The sequence below is a fragment of the Pseudomonas sp. FP2300 genome, assembly GCF_030687595.1.
Taxonomy (GTDB): domain Bacteria; phylum Pseudomonadota; class Gammaproteobacteria; order Pseudomonadales; family Pseudomonadaceae; genus Aquipseudomonas; species Aquipseudomonas bijieensis.
In genome coordinates, this window is sequence record NZ_CP117440.1 from 582,138 (window position 1) to 599,680 (window position 17,543).

Consider the following 17,543-nt stretch of genomic DNA (forward strand, 5'->3'; position numbering starts at 1 on the left):
CTCATGGTGCCGGGCTCGCACAGATTTCCGAAAGCATGCGCAGGCGCCGCTTGGGTTCGCTGACGAACGGGTTGCGCTGATCCCAGGCGTAGCCGGCCAGGATCGAGCTGATCATGCGACGGATGTCGTCCGAACCCTCGGTATAGAAAATCACGTCCTGGAAGGTGCCGGCGTACCAGCCCTCGACATAGCAGCGGAAGGTGTCGACGCCGCGCTTGAGGGGTTCGGCGAACTCGCTTTGCCAGTCCACGCTTTGGCCTTGCAACTGACGGTGGAGTACGTCGGCGGCCATGCTCGCCGAACGCATGGCGATGGTCACGCCGGAGGAGAATACCGGGTCGAGGAATTCCGCGGCGTTGCCCAGCAGGGCGAAGCCAGGACCATGCAGGGTCTTGACGTTGGCCGAGTAGCCGCCGATGGTCCGCGCCGGGGTGTCCCACACGGCGTTGCGCAGCACGCCGGCCAGGCTTGGGGTTTCGTCGATGAAGCCGCGCAGGCAGGCATCGAGGTCGTCGGTGCGGCCAGCGAAATGTTCCGCGGCGGCGACCACGCCCACCGAGCAACGCCCGCCGCTGAACGGAATGGTCCAGAACCACACGTCGCGCTTGCTCGGATGGGTGGTGATGAGGATTTTTTCGCGGTCGAAAGTCGCCGCGTCGATGCGATCTTCAATATGGGTGAACACGGCCTGGCGCACCGGGAAGTTCGACGGTGCCTCAAGGTCCAGCAGGCGCGGCAGGACTCGGCCATAGCCGCTGGCATCGAGCACGAAGTCGGCTTCGACCCGGTACTCGCTGCCGTCTTCGCGCTGCACGCCCAGTTGCGGCTTGGCGAGAGTGAAATCGGCGCTGGCAATGGCTTGGCCGTAGCGGATCTCCACGCCTTGCAGCGCAGCCTGGTCGGCCAGCAGTTTGTCGAAGTCGGCGCGTTGCACCTGGAAGGTCGTGGGCTTGCCGTTGCTGAAGGTGTCGCCGAAATCGAAGGCGCTGTAGCGCTCACCCCAGGCGAACGCGGCGCCGTTCTTGCGCTGGAATCCAGCGGCATTCACCGCGTCGAGCATGCCGGCTTCTTCGACGAAATCCAGGCAATGGGACAACAGGCTCTCGCCGATGGAGAACCGGGGGAAATGCTGGCGCTCGATGACCAGCACATCGTGGCCCTTGCGCTTGAGCAGCGCCGCCGCGATAGCGCCGGAAGGGCCTGCGCCGATGACGACGACCTGCCGACGTTCCATTTCAACTGTTGGCACTGGAGCTCCTGGCCGGGACGGCAATCGAGGGAATACGGTGGAAACCGGCCAAGGCCGGCAGCAATGTCGCGATCAGTCCCATCAGCATCAGCATGAAGTACAGCGCGGGGCTGATGAGCTGTTGTTGCAAGAGCAGATTGAGGAAGACGATTTCACTCAAGCCGCGAATATTCAGCAAGACACTTTCGCGCCAACGACTGGCGCCGGCGAAGGGAGCGGCGGCCCATCCCAGCCCCAGCCAGTTGCCCAGCAGTTTGCTGGCGATGGGCAACAGCAGCAACGCCGTCAATTGCACCCAGTCGAGGCTGTTCATGGCGCTGTGGACGTTGATCTGCACAATGCCGAACGTGAGGATCAGCGGGATCGCCAGGTACGTCTGCAAACCCTGCATCCAGGCGGCATCGAGCGGCAGCCGCAAGGGCACTTTGAGCGCGGCCATGCACAGCAGATAGCCGATGCCGACGATCAGTGCATTGAGCCGGTAGTGCTCGGCCACCACCAACAGCGCAAAGAACACGCCGCTGTACAGCAACGGCTGGCGCAGGCCGAGCAGGCGCAACAGCAGCGGCACGCCGGCGCAGGCCAGCGACAGCAACAGGCTGCTCAAGTGGAGGCTGCCCTGGGCCAGGCCGAACAGGCTCCAGCAGGCCAGGTCGATCAGGATCGCCGTTTGCACCAATCGCCGCGTGGCGGCGGGCGGATAGTCGATGTGACGCAGGTACAGGTACAGCACCGGGATCGCGGTGATCGCAAACAGCAGCCCCACCGCCAGGGAACTGATCCAGGGTTGGGGCGGCAGCAGCCAGAACGCTGTCGCCAGGCCGCAGGCAAACGGAACGACGAAGCTGGGCAGGGCGATCTTCACGCTCTGGCGATCCAGGCGCAGGTCGATCACGTCGCTGAGAATGTGCCCCAGCAACAGCGCGAACGCGAGGCTGTAGAGGTTCTTCAGCCACACCGGCGACACCAGTTGCGCGCCGCTGAGCTGCCAGCCCGGCTCGATCCAGAAATACATCAGCAGGGGCAGGCCGAAGGTCGCCAGCAACAACTGGCTGACAATCGGGATCAACCCGAAGCGACAGCCTATGCGGGTTGCGACAGCGAACAAGCCCAGGGCCATGAGCCAGAACAGCAGGGTCATCATGGGGCGGGCTCCGCGACGGCAGCCGCGTGGGCCTGATGCCCGGCCCACGGCGCCAGCATGAAGCTGAAGGCCAGCCCCAGGCTCACTGCCAGGCCGAAGTTACTCACCGCCGGGGTGCTGGACAGCGCCAGCAGGCCGAACGACAGCCAGGTGGTGACCGCCGCCAGGAACGTGCCCAGCAGGCTCACGGCGGCACCGCCGATCTGCTCGCGCATCAGGATCGCGTAGTCGACGCCGATGGCCGTCACCAGCAACAGGCCGAACAGGCTGAACAAGGTCAGTGGCTGCCCCAGCCAGCCGAGGCTCGCCAGGCTGCACAGCGCAGCCAGCAGCGGCAGTGCCACGATGCGCAAGGCGCCGCCGACGCCAAACGGCCAGATCAGCACCAGCACAATCAGCACGCAGGAGGCCAGTTTCAACTCGGCGGCGCTGACCTGCGTGGCGGCGAAGACCCGGTTCAGGTCGCCCAGGCGATCCACCAGTTGCACGCCTGGCAAATCCACCGCCTGCACCCGCAGCAGCGCGGCATCGTTCAAGCCTTGCAGGCTGATCATGGCGGCCACGCCTTGTTCTGTCGGGCCGAGCCAGAGTGTGCGATAGGGCTCGGCCAAGGGGCCGGTCAACGCTGCATTGATGTCTTCCACCGGCAAGGCTTGCAGTTGCGCCAGCTCCGTTTGCAGCGCGGCGACCGGCACGCCCAGGTCCAACAGCGGTTGCCAGAAGGCTGGCAGGCGGGCCAGGGCCTCACGCACTTTCTGCTGTTCGGCGGGTGGGCTGACCAGTTGGTTAAGCGACAGGTAGCCCTGGAGTTTCTCCAGGCCGATCAACTGATCCAGCCGTTCGTTGAGGGCGGTCTGGCGCTCCAGCAGTTGTGCCTGGTCGCCGGCGCGGATCAGGAAGAACTGGCTGGTGGGCTGGAAGCCGGTGATGCGCGCGATGTCGCGGGCTTCGTCGGTAAGGTGCTGGGGCGTGCCGATCCACTGGCGAATGTCGTTTTTGGTGGTCAGGTGCCATAGACCGCCTGCGCAAAAACTCAGCAGCAACACCAGCAGCACTGGCGTGGGCACCCGCGCCAACAGCGCCTGGCGGGTCTGGAGCAGGCATTCGCACAGCCGCAGCGGCCACTGGGCCGGGCGCAAATCGGCACCCTTGAGCAACGCTGGCAGCAGGCAGACGGCGGTCAAGTAGGCGCCTACCAGCCCGGCGGCGGAAAATATCGCGATCTGGGTCAGGGCCGGGAACGGCGTCCAGGCCAGGGCCAGGTAGCCGATGCAGGTGGTCGCCAGGCTCAGGCTCAGCCCCGGCAGAGTCAGGCGCAAGGCCGGCCAGCTGCGCCAGGGCTTGAGGCTCCAGCTCTTGGACAGGTAGTGCAGCGGGTAGTCCACCGCGACGCCGATCAGGCTGGACCCCAGGACCAGGGTCATCACATGCATGCGCCCGAACAAGGCCACGCACGCCACCGCGCCGAACAGCATGCCCACCAGCACTGGCACGAACGCCAGCCACACGCGCAAACGCCGGAAGGCCAGTAACAACAGCAGCAAGATGCCGACCGTCGCGCCACCGCCGACCCAGGTGATTTCCCGCGAGGCCTGTTGCTGGCCGCTGGCGGCGTACAGCAGGCCGCTGGCCGCCAGCAGTTGCCCTTGGGCCTGGCCCGCCTGGTCGCGGCTGCGCTGCAGCAGTTCGGCCACTTGCAACGGCAGGTTCATGTCGAAGGCGTTGCCCTGGGCGCGAGCCCGCAGCATCACCCAGCTCTTACCGTCGGCATCGGCGACCAACGCACCGCTGCCAATATCGAATTTGATCGCGCCGCGTTGTGGCTGGCTGTTCTGGATGCGCCCGGTCAGGCCCAGCCAGTCATCCTGGTTCGGCACCAGGCTGAAGCCGCTGAATGGATCGAACAGGGCCTGCACCCGTTGTTGGATAAACGCTTGGGGCTGCTCGATCAATTGCTGGCGGTCCGCCGCCGAGAGCATCGCCAACCGCCCGTTGAGCAATTGCGTGCGCAGCGCCGGCAAGTCGGCCTGCAACGTCCACTGGACCTTGTCGAACAGGCCGCTGGCCTGCCATTGCTCACCCAGGGTCTGTGCCAGGGCGATGGCTTGCTGGCGGTCGGTGTGGCCGACCAACACCAGCACTTCACGATTGAGCGGCTCCTGCATGCGTTGCTCGGCGATCAGCTCCAGGGCATCGGGCGACGTGCCCGGCACCAGCTCCATGAGATTGGCCGACAGCGGTGCGCCATTGCGCCATTGCCAACCGGCGAGCGCCAGCACTGCCAGCAGCAGGACCAGGAACAGCCGGGGCAGCATCCGTTCACTCGGCAAAATCATGTTGCTCCGCTTCGCTCAAGGGTTGCGTGCTGATGCTGTCCTGCATGCGCAGCACGGTGCTGTCGCCCTGGGTTTCCAGCAGTTCGATGCGCTGCACCAGTTCGCCGCCGTCGATGTTGATCTGGTTGAAGACCTGCTTGAGCAGCACCGAGCGTGGGGTCAGGGTGAGTTTCCACTGTTGTGGCTCGCCCGACAGGCTCAATTCGAAGTCCCGCAGCAAGCCACTGCTGTCGCCCTGCAATACCGCCAGGAACAAGCGGTTCTGCTCGGCCCCGGCGCTCTTGTTCGGCAACATCTGCCAGGCGTTGCCGTCCCGCCGGGCGATGCCCTGGGGGGTGATGCGGTAGTCCTGTTGCAGCGGGGTTTGCAGCAGCCACAGCAGGCCGTGTTTTTTCGCCAGCACGAAGCGTCCCTTGCTGGTGAGTGGCTGGGGCAGGGCGCGCAGGTGTTTTTCCTGGATGAACTGCCCGTGGATCACTTCCGGGCGGGCCAGTTGGTCGCTCAGCTGTTGCAAGTCGAACGCCTGGGCCAGGGGCGCCAGGCAGCACAGCAACAGCCAGACTGACAGGCGCTTCATGGCAGTTTCCTTTCAACGGCTTGGACAAAGACCCGAGGCGAGGCCAACAGCATTTCGCGACTGGCGAGGTCCACGGCCACTTGTACCGAACTGGCGCGGGTCAAGCGTTCGCCTGTGGCGGCGTCGCTGATCAGGTAGTTGATCTTCAGTCGGTTTTCCCATTCCACCAGGCTGGCACGCACGGTCAGCGCCTGGCCGAACACGGCGCTGCGCACGTAGCGCAGTTGCAGGTCGATGATCGGCCACGCATGGCCGGATTCGAGCATGTCGTTGTAGTTGTGGCCGATCAGGTCGAGCAAGGCGCAGCGGGCCACTTCCAGGTATTTGACGTAGTGGCCGTGCCAGACCACGTTCATCGAATCGACATCGAAAAATGGCACCACGATCTGCGTGTCGACGTGCAAAACACCTTGGTTACGCATGCAGCCTCCAGTGTTGGTCGGCGATGCGTTGCAGGCACAGTCGCAGTTCGCCTTCCAGGGCGCGGTCTTCGATGACTGGGGCGAAATCCTCGGCCAGTTGCTGGTGCATGGCGGCCAGGGCCGGGGGCAGCGGTCGCGCGTCTTCGGCGCGGCTGCGTAGCCACACGCCCTGGTTGGCGGCCAGCAGCGTTGCGGCGGCCACTTGCTCAGTCAGCTCCAGCACGCGGATCGCGTCCCGGGCGGCGATGGTGCCCATGCTCACCTTGTCCTGGTTGTGGCATTCGGTGGAGCGCGAGAACACGCTGGCCGGCATGGTGTTTTTCAGGGCTTCGGCGGTCCAGGCACTGGTGCCGATCTGCACGGCCTTGAAGCCATGGTTGAGCATCGCCCGCTCGGCGCTGGCGCCGGACAGGTTGCTCGGCAGGCCGTGGTTGTAACGCTCGTCCACCAGCAGCGCGAGCTGGCGATCCAGCAAGTCGGCGACGTTGGCCACCAGGTTCTTCAGGCTGTCCATGGCGAAGGCGATATGCCCGCCGTAGAAATGCCCGCCGTGCAGTACGCGCTCGGCTTCGGCGTCGATGATCGGGTTGTCGTTGGCGCTGTTGAGTTCGGTTTCGATGAACGAACGCAACCAGCCCAGGCTGTCCGCCAGTACGCCGAGCACGTGAGGGGCGCAGCGCAGGGAATAGCGATCCTGCAGGCGATGCAGCGGCGCGGTCGGCGCGTCGATCGCCAGGTCCTTGCGCAGCCACGCGGCGACTTGCATCTGCCCCGGGTGTGGCTTGGCGGCGAACAGGCGCTCGTCGAAGTGTTCCGGGTTGCCTTGCAGGGCGACAACGTTTAGCGCGGTGATGCGGGTCGCCAGTTGCAGCAGATAGTCCGCGCGGGCGAAGGCCAGGCAGGCCAGGCCGGTCATCACGGCGGTGCCGTTCATCAGCGCCAGGGCTTCCTTGGGCCGCAGCACCAGCGGGGTCCAGCCCAGTTCATGGTGCACGTCCGCAGCCAGGCGCCGCTCGCCACGGAACATCACTTCCCGCTCGCCGGACAGGGTCGCGGCGACGTAGGACAGCGGGGTCAGGTCGCCACTGGCGCCCACCGAGCCTTCTTCCGGAATCAGCGGCAGGATGTCGTGTTCAAGGAAGGCCTGCAGGCGTTCCAGCAGTTCCACCCGCACCCCCGACACGCCGTGGCACAGCGACTGCAAACGCGCCGCCAGCACCGCACGGGTGGCCTGGGCGTCGAGCAACTTGCCCAGGCCGCAGCCATGGAACGTGTACAGGTGACGCGGCAGGGCCTCGACGTGGTGCAACGGCACGGCCACCACGCAAGAGTCGCCGTAACCGGTGGTCACGCCGTAGATCACGCCTTCCTTGTCCAGCAGGGAATCGAGGAATTGCGCACCCTTGGCAATCCGTTGGCGGAACGCCGGGTCATCCTGCAACTGCGTCGGCGCCCGGCGGTTGGCCAGGGCCAGCACATCTTCAATGCGCAAGGGGCATTCGCCGAAGGTTACCGGCTCAAGAGTGGGCATCGTCATCGGTCTTCCAGAAAGGGTAAAAGTTGAACCACTGTTGGGGGCCCTGGAGGCAATACTGCGCCAGGCGCTCGGCATAGCGGCCGGCCCAGTGGGCGATCACTTGCTCGCGGTCGTTGCGTTTCCACGCCACGGCATCGGCGAAGGGTTCCAGGGTGACGCGATAGCGTCCCTCGTGCTTGAGGCACATCAGCAGGTTGACCGGGCATTTCAGCAGGCCAGCCAGCAACCAGGGCCCCTGGGGGAATGCCGCCGGGTGGCCCATGAAATCCACGGTCACACTGCGTCCGCCGTGCAGCGGTACGCGGTCGCCGGCAATCGCCAGCCACTCGCCACGCTCCAGGCGTTCACTCAGTTGCAACATGATCACCGGGTCCAGCTCGCTGACCTGGATCAGCCGCAGGTGCGTGGCGCCGGCTTCACCGAGCAAGCGGTTGAACTGCTCGGCGTGCTTGGTGTGCACCAGCACGTTCATGGTCACCTTCTCGCCCAGCTCGGCCAGGGCCCGGCACATTTCCAGGTTGCCAAGATGCGCGCCCACCAGCATCTGCCCGCGGGCGTCACGCAAGTGATTGCGCAGTAGCGCCGGGTCGACGATTTCGATCTGGTCGATGCTCAGCTTGCCGTTCCAGACATCGAGCTTGTCCAACAGGGAATCGGCAAACGCCATGAACTGGCCGAACACCCGCCGGTGGGTCGGGCGCAGTTCGGGGCGCTCGCTCCATTCGGCCAGGCGCTGCTGGTATTGCCAGGCGGCCTGGCGGGCGCTGCGGCCGAAAATGAAGAAGTACAGGACGATGCCGTACAGCACCGGGGTCAATAAGCGCCGGCCGAGCACCTTGGCGGCGACTGCGGTGAGTTTCATCAGCCAGAAACTGCCGCGCTCCTGGCGGTCGGCCCAATGTTGCTTGTCTGCCTGAAGGCTCATGCCCGCCACCGTCGCCAGAGAATCAGGGGAAAGCGCACCAGCATGCCGAAGAACAACCGGGTGTGCATGCTGGAAATCAGCACGTTGTCGTGGAACAGGCGAAAGTGCGAGACCCCGTCCTGGGGGTAATGGACCCGGGTGTGCAGCCAGTGCATCGGTTGATTGCGCCAGGCCAGGCGCACGAGGATGTCTGAATCGAAATCCATGCGCTTGCCGATGTTGGCCGAGTCGATCAGCGCCAGGGTCGGTGGCAGGGGATAGACCCGAAAGCCGCACATGGAGTCGCGGATTTGCAGGGACAGGCTGTTGATCCAGACCATGATGTGAGTCAGGTAGCGCGCGTACAGACGACCTTTCGGCACGCTGGCGTCGTAGTGCGGATAACCACAGATCACCGCGTCCGGGTGGGCGCGGGATTGCTCGATGAAAGTCTTCACGTCGCCAAGATCGTGCTGTCCGTCGGCGTCCACCTGCAAGGCGTGGCTGAAACCCAGGCGCGCCGCTTCCCGCAGGCCGGTCATCACCGCGCCACCCTTGCCCTGGTTGATCGCCAGCCTGACCAGATGAACCCGCTCGTCTTCGGCCAACCGCTCCAGCACGGCGGCGCACGCCGGGCTGCTGGCGTCATCCACCAGCACACAAGGCAGGCCGTTGGCGAGCAACGCCTGCACCACGGCCGAGATGGCGGTTTCGTGGTTGTAGACCGGGATGACGGCGCAGGGGTTATGCATGCGGCATGTCTCGGTGGCCAAGGAGCATTTTGTGGCGAGGGAGCTTGCTCCCGCTCAAGTGCGAAGCACTCGCTCTTGAAATACCAGGGGCTGCTTCGCAGCCCAACGGGAGCAAGCTCCCTCGCCACAGTGATTTGTACAGGTGCCTAGGCATTGTTTTCCCCCAACACAATCCGCCCACTGGAACAGGCCGCCGTGTCATTGCGGTAGGCAAAGTACAGCTTGCCGCGCTCGCGGTCGAAGCGCAGGTGCAGTTGGACTTCATCGCCAGGGCGAACCAGTTGCTGGAACTTCAGCACCTCCATGCCGACGAACCGGGGCGGCAGGTCCATCAATTGCCGGCCCAGGCTCAAGGCCCAGTCGACCTGCACTACGCCTGGCAACACTGGCGCGGTGGGGAAGTGGCCGCTGAAGTATGCAAGGTCCGCAGGCACGACCAGTTGCAGGTTCCACTCACCGTCGGTTTCGACTTGCTCCAGCACGTCAGGGGTTTTGGGACGTGGCGCCATCAGCAACGCCTCGACCTCGGCCTGGGGCAACTTGCCCTGGGCGTTGAGCGGCAACTGCCGCAGCCAGCGCCAGCGCCGGGGCAGGGCAAGGGTTTCGCAATGTTCGCTCAGGTGCCGACGCAGGCCTTCGGTAACGGCGCGCCGGCCCAGGTTGCGCAAGGCGTGCAGGCCGTTTTCGCTGAGCACCACCAGTGCGCCAAGGGAGGCGCGCTTCTCCTGCACCACCCCCAGCCGCGCTTCGCTGACCCAGTCGTGGGCCATCAGCGCTTGTTCCAGCATCGGCAGGGAGATGCGTTTTTCTTCGAGCTTGACGATGCGATCCAGTCTCCCGAGCAGCTCAAAGCGTCCATCTGTGGCGATTCGCGCCGCGTCGGCGGTGTGTTCCACATGCCCGGCCGGCAGATAGGGCGAAGCGATCAGCAAGGCGCCGTCGCTGTCCTGGCTGAGCTCGACGCCGGCAAAGGGCTGCCACAATCCGTCACCCTGACGCCAGGCGATACCGCCAGTTTCCGAACTGCCGAAAATTTCCGTCGGCCATTGTCCCAGACGTTGCTGCAAGCTTTGTGCAGCCTCGGGGGGCAAGGCGCCGCCAGAGGAGAACACCCGGCGCACGCTGCTCAGGGCCGGCCAATCGAGGTTATCGCCCATGCGCTTGAGCAGCGCCGGGCTGGCGACCCAGGCGAAGGCCGGTTGTTCGCGGCTGGCGCGTTGCAGGTCCTCGGGAAACGCCAATTGCCGACGCACGAACGGGCGCCCGGCGCACAGCGGCCACAGCACCCGGAACAGCAACCCGTAGATATGCTGGGCGGCAACGCTGCCGATCATGCAGGCCGGCCCCAGGTCGGCGCCCCACAAGTGCTCCAGGGCGTGGACTTCGTTACTCAACTGGCGCAGGGTTTTCTCGATGCGCTTGGGCTCGCCGCTGGAGCCGGAGGTGCACAGGCTCAGCCAGCAGTGATCGAGGTCCAGTTCGGCGGCGTCCATCGGCGCCTGTTGCACGTCGTTGGGATGCGTGTCGCCGGGCTGGTCGGTCAGCCACAGGTCCACGTCCGCCGCCCAGCGCTGGCGCGTCTGCACCTGCAGGTCGGCGGGAAGCAAGACCCGGACTCCGGCGCGCCAGGCGCCGAGCAGGGCGATGGCCAGGTCGGCGGCGTCTTCCAGGTGCACCGCCACATGCCGCACGCCACGGGCTTGCAGGCCGGCCGCCAGGCTCAACGCCGCGCCCCGCAGTTGCGTGTGACTGAGCGCCGGATCGAGCGCGACGGCGCGTTCCGGTTCAGTCCTGAGCAGAATCTGCTCAAGTGTTATCCAATTCATGGGCGGCCTCTTACCCGTTGTCGTATGAGCCATTCAATGGCAAACAGCAGCCCCATCAATCCGTAGGAAATCAGGCCGGTGTACAACATCCACCAGCTCAGCGGCGCCCAGAGGGTCAGGGCGGCGGCGAGCAAACCGTTACACAGGAAAAACACACTCCAGGCCACTGTGACCTGGCGGGTATACACCACCGCCTTGGCAGGTAGCTGCGGTTCGCGCAGGCGGGCCAGGCGTTCGATCATCGGCGGGCCGTATTTCAGGCTCAGGACGAACAGCCCGAGCATGAACGCGCTGATCAGCACCGGGTACCAGCGCAGCAGGAGCGGGCTGTCGAACAGCGCCAGCAGTACGCAAAACACGATCGCCGTGGCCGCCATCCAGCGGCTGCCGGGCCCGCCCTTGCCAAGCAATGCCCGGGCCAGCCACAGGCTGCCGAGCAGCAACCCGAACTGCCACGGGGCGAAGTGCTCCATGCCGAAATACACCGCAAAGGGGTACAGCAGGCCCGCCAGCAGCAGGCCGAGGCCAATCAGCCGGGTCATGCGGCCGGTTGGACCAGTCGATAGACCGCCTCGACCACGTCATTGACGGTGCGCACCGACTTGAATTCTTCGGCGGCGATTTTCTTGCCGGTCTGACGCTTGATGTGGTCGATCAGGTCGACCGCATCGATGCTGTCGATTTCCAGGTCCTGGTACAGGTTCGATTCCAGCGTCACGCGCTCGGGGTCCAGCTCGAAGAGCTCGACCAGAGCATCGCGCAGGGTGTTGAAGATGTCGTCACGAGTTTGCATGGTCTGGTCTCAGGCGCTTTTTGCAGTGACGAAGGCCGCAAGGCTTGCCACATTGCTGAAATGGTTACGGGTGTCCTTGGCGTCGGCATCGATCTTGATGCCGTACTTCTTCTGGATCGCCAGGCCTAGCTCCAGGGCATCCACCGAGTCCAGGCCCAGGCCTTCGCCGAACAGGGTCTGGTGGTCGCCGATATCGTCGATGCTTATGTCCTCCAGGCCGAGGGCATCGATGATCAGCTGTTTGATGTCACGGTGCAGATCGCTCATCTTCGGCGAGCTCCTTGATGAAATAGTGATGCAAAAAATCGTTGAGCCTGCGCGAAGCCTGGGGTGGTGGGCCGAGCGCGGCGAAGGCCTGTGGGTCTATATCGGCCCCCACGCGAAAACTGAAGTGCACGCGGCGCTGGGGAATGCGATACCAGGGTTCGGCCTTGGTCAGAGTAGTGGGGCAAACCTTGATGGTGACGGGCGTGAGGATTTTCGCACCCCGCAGGGCAATGGCCGCCGCCCCCCGATGAAAGGCCGGTGCCTGGCCGGGCTGGGTGCGCGTGCCTTCGGGGAAGACGATCAGGGTCTGGCCATCCTGCAGGGCATCGCTGGCGGCATCAAGCATGTCCATGCTGCCGTCGTTGCTGATGTATTGGGTCGAGCGCAGCGGGCCGCGGGTGAAGGGGTTGTCCCACAGGCTTTGCTTGACCACGCAGTTGGCGTTGGGCACCAGCCCGATCAGGAACACCACGTCGATCAGCGACGGGTGATTGGCGATGATCATTTGTCCGGGGCGGCCGAGCCGTTCGGCGCCGTCGATCCGGTAGGTCAGCACCCCGGTGCGGGCCATGAACCGGATGAAGAACCAGAACAACCGCCCGACCGTGCGACGGGCCCGTTGCCGATGGGCCTGGGCATCGCCGGGCCACCAGGCCAGCAACGGAAACACCAGCAAACGCAGGCACAGCCCGCCCAGCCCGAACAGGGCGAAGCTTGCGGCGGTCGCGATCAGGCGCCAGTAATAAGCGTCGCGATGTTTACCGGTCACCGGTTGCGTTGCCAGGTCCATACACGATTCTTCCAGGCATGTTGGCAGGTGGTTTCGTTGTTCAGCAGGGTACGCAACAGATCCAGGGCATGGGGCCAGTCGCTGCCAGGCAATTGGCCGGTTTGCGCACACAGGTCCAGTTGCCAGTCGTCGCCCGGGGTTAGCAGCAAGCCCATGGCATAGGGAAACGGCACGTCATTGACCCACGGCGCGTAGACCTGCGGGGGTTGCTCCTCGGTGATCACCAGCAACACCGCCGGCGAGCCTTCGTTCAACAGTGCGGCGGCTTCCAGCACACCGTGCTCCAACCCGTCGCCGGTAGCGGCCAGGGCAGTCATTTCGCTGGTTTCGCCTCGCATGATCGACCACAGGCCAATCACTGCGTTGTGCACCGACAGGCTGAATTGGGTCGGCGACAAGGGCTGGTCGGCTGCCAGGTCCTTGAGAATCTCGAAAGTGCGTGGGGTTTCGCCGTGGCGGGAAATAAAGACCAACGGTAGGTCCGGCCGATCCTCGGCCAGCGGCCAGCCAACACTGAAGGCCATCCGCGCCAGGCGGCTGAGGCGCCGACGCTGCATGGCCGGCAGGAACGATACGTCAGGGGAGGCATCGCTGGGCGGCAATACGACCGGCTGTCGGCTCCAGGCCTGCCAGTCGTCCACGCTTTCGAGCCCAGGGGCCCACGCGCGCCATTGGGCGATATTGAAATTGATCACAAAATTCATCCCACCCCTGCGGGCTTTTATTGTCACGGCTCAGTGGTTTGACCCGCGTCCAACCCTGCATGGCCTTGCGACCCAAGTGGCGCGCATTATCCCGGTGCGGTTGGCTTGTAGCAAATACTGGTTACATTTTGTCCAGCGAAATGTACGACTTGGTTCAGTTGCAAACTATTGTCGCGATCATTGCTCGCCTGTCTGTCGGTTCTTTCTGTCATTTTCCGGGCGAATTGACGCTTCGATTGTTGGAAAAGCCACTGTTGCCGTAGTCCTTCTACGCAGAAGGTAGCTAAGCGGTGTCGCGGCCTACTACACTCGGGGATCTTTGATACACGGAGGTTTTGACATGCGGCGTGTGGTGTTCAATCAGAAAGGTGGCGTGGGCAAATCCAGCATCGCCTGCAACCTGGCGGCAGTCAGCGCCAGCGAAGGCTATCGCACGCTGTTGGTGGATCTGGATGCCCAGGCCAACTCCACGCAATACCTGACGGGCCTGACCGGCGATGACATCCCCATGGGCATTGCCGATTTCTTCAAGCAAACCCTGTCATCCGGGCCCTTTTCGAAAAAGAACAAGGTGGATATCTACGAAACGCCGTTCGACAACTTGCACGTGATCACCGCCACGGCGGAGCTGACGGATCTGCAGCCCAAGCTTGAGGCCAAGCACAAGATCAACAAGCTGCGCAAACTGCTTGAAGAACTGGAGGAAGATTACGACCGGATTTACCTGGATACCCCGCCAGCGCTGAATTTCTATGCGGTTTCAGCGTTGATCGCCGCCGATCGGGTGCTGATCCCCTTCGACTGTGACAGCTTCTCCCGTCAGGCCCTGTATGGCCTGCTGGCGGAAATCGAAGAGCTCAAGGACGACCATAACGAGGGCCTGGAAGTCGAAGGCATCGTGGTCAACCAGTTCCAGGCTCGCGCCAGCCTGCCCCAGCAGATCCTCGACGAACTGATCGCCGAAGGCCTGCCGGTACTGCCGGTGTACCTGAGCAGTTCGGTGCGCATGCGCGAATCCCACCAGGCCAGTTTGCCGCTGATCCACCTGGACCCACGGCACAAGCTGACCCAGCAGTTCATGGAATTGCATAGCCTGCTGGAAGGCGCCTGATTCTGGCCTGTGCAAAACCCTGTGGGAGCAACTGTGTGGGAGCAAGGCTTGCCCGCGATGAAAACGCCGCGGTCTCTTGAGGACCGCAGCGCCTGGATCGCGAGCAAGCTTTGCTCCCACAAACAGCCCGCTCCCACAGTTATCTCATGGCTTCAAATCCCCTGGCTGCGCAACCAGCTCATCAACTGAGGCAAGGGAAACGCCCCACTCTGACGCGCCACCTCCCGACCGTCCTTGAACAGAATCAGGCTGGGAATCGAGCGGATCCCCAACTGCGCCGATAACTGCTGATTAGCCTCGCTGTCGAGCTTGGCCAACCGACATTTACCCGTCAGTTGCGCAGCGGCCTGTTCGAACACCGGCGCGAAGGACTTGCACGGTCCGCACCAATCGGCCCAGACATCCACCAGCAACGGCAGGTCGCCCTTGATCTGGCTGGCGTAGTCGCCTTGCTTGAGTTCGAACGGTTTGTTCAATAGCACTGGGGCCTTGCAGCGCCCGCACTTGGGCTGGTCGCCCAGGCGTTCGGCGGGGATGCGGTTGAGCCCGTTGCAATGGGGGCAGGGGATCAGCATCGGGGCCGTCTCCAGAAAAATCATTGGCGAAGATTTGAACACCGTGCAAAGCGCACCGCAAACCTTTGTTGGAGCGAGCCTGCTCGCGATTGCGACCTGACAGTCAATACATCATTGACTGTCCTGCCGTCATCGCGAGCAGGCTCGCTCCCACAAAGGTGGATCGGTGTGGCTGTTACTTGGCGTTGGTCAGCGTGTTGTAGCTGGTCATCAGGTTGCGGTAGTCCGGGATGTGGTTGGAGAACAAGGTCGCCAGCCCTTCCACATCATTGCGCCAGTCGCGGTGCAGTTCACAGGCCAGGCCGAACCAGGTCATCAGTTGCGCACCGGAGGAGGACATGCGGTCCCAGGCCGATTGACGGGTCAGTTCGTTGAACGTGCCTGAGGCATCGGTGACCACGAACACCTCGAAACCTTCGGCCAGGGCCGAGAGTGCCGGGAAGGCCACGCAGACTTCAGTCACCACGCCGGCGATGATCAGTTGCTTCTTGCCGGTGGCCTTGATGGCCTTGACGAAATCTTCGTTGTCCCAGGCGTTGATCTGGCCGGGACGGGCGATGTACGGCGCGTCCGGGAACAGGGTCTTGAGTTCTGGCATCAGCGGGCCGTTGGGGCCGGTTTCGAAACTGGTGGTGAGGATGGTTGGCAGCTTGAAGTATTTGGCCAGGTCGGCCAGGGCCAGCACGTTGTTCTTGAAACGGTCCGGGTCGATGTCACGCACCAGCGAGAGCAGGCCAGCCTGGTGGTCCACCAGCAGAACGGCGGCGTTATCTTTGTCGAGACGGTTGTAGGAAGTAGTCATGGCGTAGCCCTCATTAAGTTTTGGTTGCCGAAGGTTTCGGCGTGGTTAAGGTTTTTAATGTCGGTGTAGCGATTGATCGGTGACTCATCCGGTCGAAGCGCTTCGGCTTCAAACCGTGTTGCGTTTCGATGGGTGTAGATTAAAACTGGCACCTTTGATGCGCTAGACTGCGAAAATCAGCCTTAGCGTTCTATTTGGAGAACGATCATCGAAGACCTCAACACGCTGTACTACTTCACCCAGGTCGTGGAGCACCGTGGTTTCGCCGCCGCCGGTCGCGCGCTGGACATGCCCAAGTCGAAACTCAGCCGACGTATCGCCCAACTGGAAGAGCGACTCGGGGTGCGGCTGCTCCACCGCACCAGCCGCCATTGCACGCTGACGGAGATCGGCCAGGCCTATTACCAGCGCTGCCTGGCGATGCGGGTCGAGGCCGAGAGCGCGGCGGAAGTGATCGAGCGCAACCGCTCCGAACCCCAGGGGCTGGTGCGCATCAGTTGTCCGACGGCGCTGCTCAACAGTTGGGTCGGACCGATGCTGACCCGCTACATGCTCAAGTACCCACGGGTGGAGTTGTTCATCGAGAGCACCAACCGCCGGGTCGACCTGATCCACGAAGGGTTCGACATCGCCTTGCGGGTGCGCTTTCCGCCGCTGGAAAACACCGACATGGTCATGAAGGTGTTGAGCAACAGCACCCAATGCCTGGTGGGCAGCCCGGCGTTCCTGGAGCGTTTGTCTGCACCGGCTTCCCCGGCGGACCTCAACGGCTTGCCGAGCGTGCACTGGGGGGCGGCACAACGTGAATACCAGTGGGAATTGTTCGGCCCCGACGGCACCCGCGCGCTGATCCGTCATGAACCGCGCATGGTCACCGACGACCTGCTGGCCCTGCGTCACGCCGTGCTGGCCGGCATCGGCGTCGCTCACCTGCCCACCGTGGTGGTGCGCGAAGATATCGCAGCCGGGCGGTTGGTGGAGCTGGTGCCGGGCTGGACGCCCAAGTGCGGCATCGTCCATGCGATCTTTGCTTCGCGACGGGGGTTGCTGCCGTCGGTGCGTACGTTGATTGATTTTCTGGCCGAGGAATTCAGCCACAGTGATATGGCGTAGGGCGGGCGCTCTTGAGTGAGCGTGCTTCTGTGGGAGCCAAGCTTGCTCGCGATGAACGATAACGCGATCTTCCGGTAGATCGTGGTGCCTTCATCGCGAGCAGGCTCAGCTCCCACAGGCTTTTCACTGATCTTCCTTCCGAGTTTCGCCAAAGTTATCCAAGGCTGCCATTCATCAGGTGCGCCGCACTGAGAAGGTGTCACGGCCTCAAAAAGACACCACGTACCTGTTTGCAGACTCAGGAGGTCCCATGAGCCATCCTCAAGACCCAACCACGCCCCAGGCAGTGGACAACCCTAACGACGACGGCTTCGTCCTCGGCACCGCCGGCCGCGATGAAGACCCCAACGCCGCCCCGTCCTACGCCACCGACCGCCGCCACGACCGGGATGAACTGACCCCTGAAGACGCCCGCGGCATGCCCGGCTATCCCGAGGAAAAACCACCGGCCAACCCCAAGGAGAAGGGGGTTGAAGAGGCAGAGTCGGGGATCGAGACGCCTGAGCAGGGGAACGATAAGGTTGGATGAGCAGGCAGACGGTTTGGGCGGGCGATGAACCACTCAAAGCCAGTCAGAAACATTGTGGCGAGGGGATTTAGCGAAACGTCGCACCGCCCCGCTCGGCTGCGAAGCAGTCGTA

19 protein-coding genes are annotated in these 17,543 nt (G+C 63.7%); 3 read left to right on the forward strand and 16 right to left on the reverse strand.

Translation table 11 applies throughout. The features are described 5' to 3' along the window. Position 1: 1 nt before the first annotated feature. From PSH86_RS02510 to PSH86_RS02575, 14 genes are all read right to left on the reverse strand, one after another. Positions 2-1,249, reverse strand: a complete 1,248-nt coding sequence (locus PSH86_RS02510) for an NAD(P)/FAD-dependent oxidoreductase (RefSeq protein ID WP_163855617.1) — start codon at positions 1,247-1,249, stop codon at positions 2-4. Beyond that, on the reverse strand, positions 1,236-2,393 hold the full coding sequence (locus PSH86_RS02515; protein WP_305487544.1) for a sodium:proton antiporter: 1,158 nt from the start codon (positions 2,391-2,393) through the stop codon (positions 1,236-1,238). Before PSH86_RS02515 ends, PSH86_RS02510 begins: the two co-directional genes overlap by 14 nt. Then, a complete protein-coding gene (locus PSH86_RS02520; protein ID WP_305487547.1) occupies positions 2,390-4,729 on the reverse strand; it encodes an MMPL family transporter in 2,340 nt (779 codons plus the stop codon). The genes PSH86_RS02515 and PSH86_RS02520 overlap by 4 nt, the downstream gene beginning before the upstream one ends. After that, complete coding sequence (locus PSH86_RS02525; protein ID WP_109752074.1) at positions 4,713-5,306, reverse strand: outer membrane lipoprotein carrier protein LolA; 594 nt, start codon at positions 5,304-5,306, stop codon at positions 4,713-4,715. The genes PSH86_RS02520 and PSH86_RS02525 overlap by 17 nt, the downstream gene beginning before the upstream one ends. After that, entirely contained in the window at positions 5,303-5,728 is a 426-nt protein-coding gene (locus PSH86_RS02530) for a thioesterase family protein (RefSeq protein ID WP_109752075.1), read from the reverse strand. Before PSH86_RS02530 ends, PSH86_RS02525 begins: the two co-directional genes overlap by 4 nt. Then, positions 5,721-7,265, reverse strand: coding sequence for a histidine ammonia-lyase (gene hutH, locus PSH86_RS02535; protein WP_109752076.1), 1,545 nt, complete (start codon positions 7,263-7,265; stop codon positions 5,721-5,723). The genes PSH86_RS02530 and hutH overlap by 8 nt, the downstream gene beginning before the upstream one ends. Continuing rightward, complete coding sequence (locus PSH86_RS02540; RefSeq protein ID WP_109752077.1) at positions 7,246-8,190, reverse strand: glycosyl transferase; 945 nt, start codon at positions 8,188-8,190, stop codon at positions 7,246-7,248. Before PSH86_RS02540 ends, hutH begins: the two co-directional genes overlap by 20 nt. After that, a complete protein-coding gene (locus PSH86_RS02545; protein ID WP_109752078.1) occupies positions 8,187-8,921 on the reverse strand; it encodes a glycosyltransferase family 2 protein in 735 nt (244 codons plus the stop codon). The genes PSH86_RS02540 and PSH86_RS02545 overlap by 4 nt, the downstream gene beginning before the upstream one ends. 146 nt (positions 8,922-9,067) lie before the next feature. Next, positions 9,068-10,747 carry an AMP-binding protein gene (locus PSH86_RS02550; RefSeq protein ID WP_109752079.1) on the reverse strand — a complete coding sequence of 560 codons (1,680 nt, stop codon included), beginning with the start codon at positions 10,745-10,747 and terminating at the stop codon, positions 9,068-9,070. Continuing rightward, positions 10,744-11,289, reverse strand: coding sequence for a hypothetical protein (locus tag PSH86_RS02555; RefSeq protein ID WP_109752080.1), 546 nt, complete (start codon positions 11,287-11,289; stop codon positions 10,744-10,746). The genes PSH86_RS02550 and PSH86_RS02555 overlap by 4 nt, the downstream gene beginning before the upstream one ends. Next, on the reverse strand, positions 11,286-11,540 hold the full coding sequence (locus PSH86_RS02560) for an acyl carrier protein (RefSeq protein ID WP_030140951.1): 255 nt from the start codon (positions 11,538-11,540) through the stop codon (positions 11,286-11,288). The genes PSH86_RS02555 and PSH86_RS02560 overlap by 4 nt, the downstream gene beginning before the upstream one ends. 9 nt (positions 11,541-11,549) lie before the next feature. Beyond that, a complete protein-coding gene (locus PSH86_RS02565; RefSeq protein ID WP_109752081.1) occupies positions 11,550-11,807 on the reverse strand; it encodes a phosphopantetheine-binding protein in 258 nt (85 codons plus the stop codon). Then, positions 11,788-12,597, reverse strand: coding sequence for a 1-acyl-sn-glycerol-3-phosphate acyltransferase (locus PSH86_RS02570; RefSeq protein ID WP_109752082.1), 810 nt, complete (start codon positions 12,595-12,597; stop codon positions 11,788-11,790). Before PSH86_RS02570 ends, PSH86_RS02565 begins: the two co-directional genes overlap by 20 nt. After that, positions 12,573-13,301 carry a beta-ketoacyl synthase chain length factor gene (locus PSH86_RS02575; protein ID WP_109752083.1) on the reverse strand — a complete coding sequence of 243 codons (729 nt, stop codon included), beginning with the start codon at positions 13,299-13,301 and terminating at the stop codon, positions 12,573-12,575. Before PSH86_RS02575 ends, PSH86_RS02570 begins: the two co-directional genes overlap by 25 nt. Before the next feature lie 340 nt (positions 13,302-13,641). Between PSH86_RS02575 and PSH86_RS02580 the strand changes: the two genes are divergently transcribed. Further along, on the forward strand, positions 13,642-14,412 hold the full coding sequence (locus PSH86_RS02580; protein WP_109752084.1) for a ParA family protein: 771 nt from the start codon (positions 13,642-13,644) through the stop codon (positions 14,410-14,412). A 152-nt stretch (positions 14,413-14,564) separates the two neighbouring features. On the opposite strand, the gene trxC is transcribed toward PSH86_RS02580, so the two are convergent. Both trxC and ycaC read right to left on the reverse strand, forming a co-directional pair. Beyond that, positions 14,565-14,987 carry a thioredoxin TrxC gene (gene trxC, locus PSH86_RS02585; RefSeq protein WP_232201278.1) on the reverse strand — a complete coding sequence of 141 codons (423 nt, stop codon included), beginning with the start codon at positions 14,985-14,987 and terminating at the stop codon, positions 14,565-14,567. 175 nt (positions 14,988-15,162) lie between these two features. After that, entirely contained in the window at positions 15,163-15,789 is a 627-nt protein-coding gene (ycaC, locus tag PSH86_RS02590; protein ID WP_109752086.1) for an isochorismate family cysteine hydrolase YcaC, read from the reverse strand. A 207-nt stretch (positions 15,790-15,996) separates the two neighbouring features. Between ycaC and PSH86_RS02595 the strand changes: the two genes are divergently transcribed. Further along, positions 15,997-16,902, forward strand: coding sequence for a LysR family transcriptional regulator (locus PSH86_RS02595; RefSeq protein ID WP_204334279.1), 906 nt, complete (start codon positions 15,997-15,999; stop codon positions 16,900-16,902). A gap of 250 nt (positions 16,903-17,152) precedes the next feature. Beyond that, on the forward strand, positions 17,153-17,431 hold the full coding sequence (locus PSH86_RS02600; protein ID WP_109752088.1) for a hypothetical protein: 279 nt from the start codon (positions 17,153-17,155) through the stop codon (positions 17,429-17,431). The last annotated feature ends 112 nt before the right edge of the window (positions 17,432-17,543 follow it).

Bases quoted from the DNA above. Each gene is read 5' to 3' on its own strand.
- PSH86_RS02515 (WP_305487544.1), bottom strand. From the start codon at position 2,393: ATGATGACCCTGCTGTTCTGGCTCATGGCCCTGGGCTTGTTCGCTGTC.
- PSH86_RS02520 (WP_305487547.1), bottom strand. From the start codon at position 4,729: ATGATTTTGCCGAGTGAACGGATGCTGCCCCGGCTGTTCCTGGTCCTG.
- PSH86_RS02525 (WP_109752074.1), bottom strand. From the start codon at position 5,306: ATGAAGCGCCTGTCAGTCTGGCTGTTGCTGTGCTGCCTGGCGCCCCTG.
- PSH86_RS02530 (WP_109752075.1), bottom strand. From the start codon at position 5,728: ATGCGTAACCAAGGTGTTTTGCACGTCGACACGCAGATCGTGGTGCCA.
- hutH (WP_109752076.1), bottom strand. From the start codon at position 7,265: ATGACGATGCCCACTCTTGAGCCGGTAACCTTCGGCGAATGCCCCTTG.
- PSH86_RS02540 (WP_109752077.1), bottom strand. From the start codon at position 8,190: ATGAGCCTTCAGGCAGACAAGCAACATTGGGCCGACCGCCAGGAGCGC.
- PSH86_RS02545 (WP_109752078.1), bottom strand. From the start codon at position 8,921: ATGCATAACCCCTGCGCCGTCATCCCGGTCTACAACCACGAAACCGCC.
- PSH86_RS02550 (WP_109752079.1), bottom strand. From the start codon at position 10,747: ATGAATTGGATAACACTTGAGCAGATTCTGCTCAGGACTGAACCGGAA.
- PSH86_RS02555 (WP_109752080.1), bottom strand. From the start codon at position 11,289: ATGACCCGGCTGATTGGCCTCGGCCTGCTGCTGGCGGGCCTGCTGTAC.
- PSH86_RS02560 (WP_030140951.1), bottom strand. From the start codon at position 11,540: ATGCAAACTCGTGACGACATCTTCAACACCCTGCGCGATGCTCTGGTC.
- PSH86_RS02565 (WP_109752081.1), bottom strand. From the start codon at position 11,807: ATGAGCGATCTGCACCGTGACATCAAACAGCTGATCATCGATGCCCTC.
- PSH86_RS02570 (WP_109752082.1), bottom strand. From the start codon at position 12,597: ATGGACCTGGCAACGCAACCGGTGACCGGTAAACATCGCGACGCTTAT.
- PSH86_RS02575 (WP_109752083.1), bottom strand. From the start codon at position 13,301: ATGAATTTTGTGATCAATTTCAATATCGCCCAATGGCGCGCGTGGGCC.
- PSH86_RS02580 (WP_109752084.1), top strand. From the start codon at position 13,642: ATGCGGCGTGTGGTGTTCAATCAGAAAGGTGGCGTGGGCAAATCCAGC.
- trxC (WP_232201278.1), bottom strand. From the start codon at position 14,987: ATGCTGATCCCCTGCCCCCATTGCAACGGGCTCAACCGCATCCCCGCC.
- ycaC (WP_109752086.1), bottom strand. From the start codon at position 15,789: ATGACTACTTCCTACAACCGTCTCGACAAAGATAACGCCGCCGTTCTG.
- PSH86_RS02600 (WP_109752088.1), top strand. From the start codon at position 17,153: ATGAGCCATCCTCAAGACCCAACCACGCCCCAGGCAGTGGACAACCCT.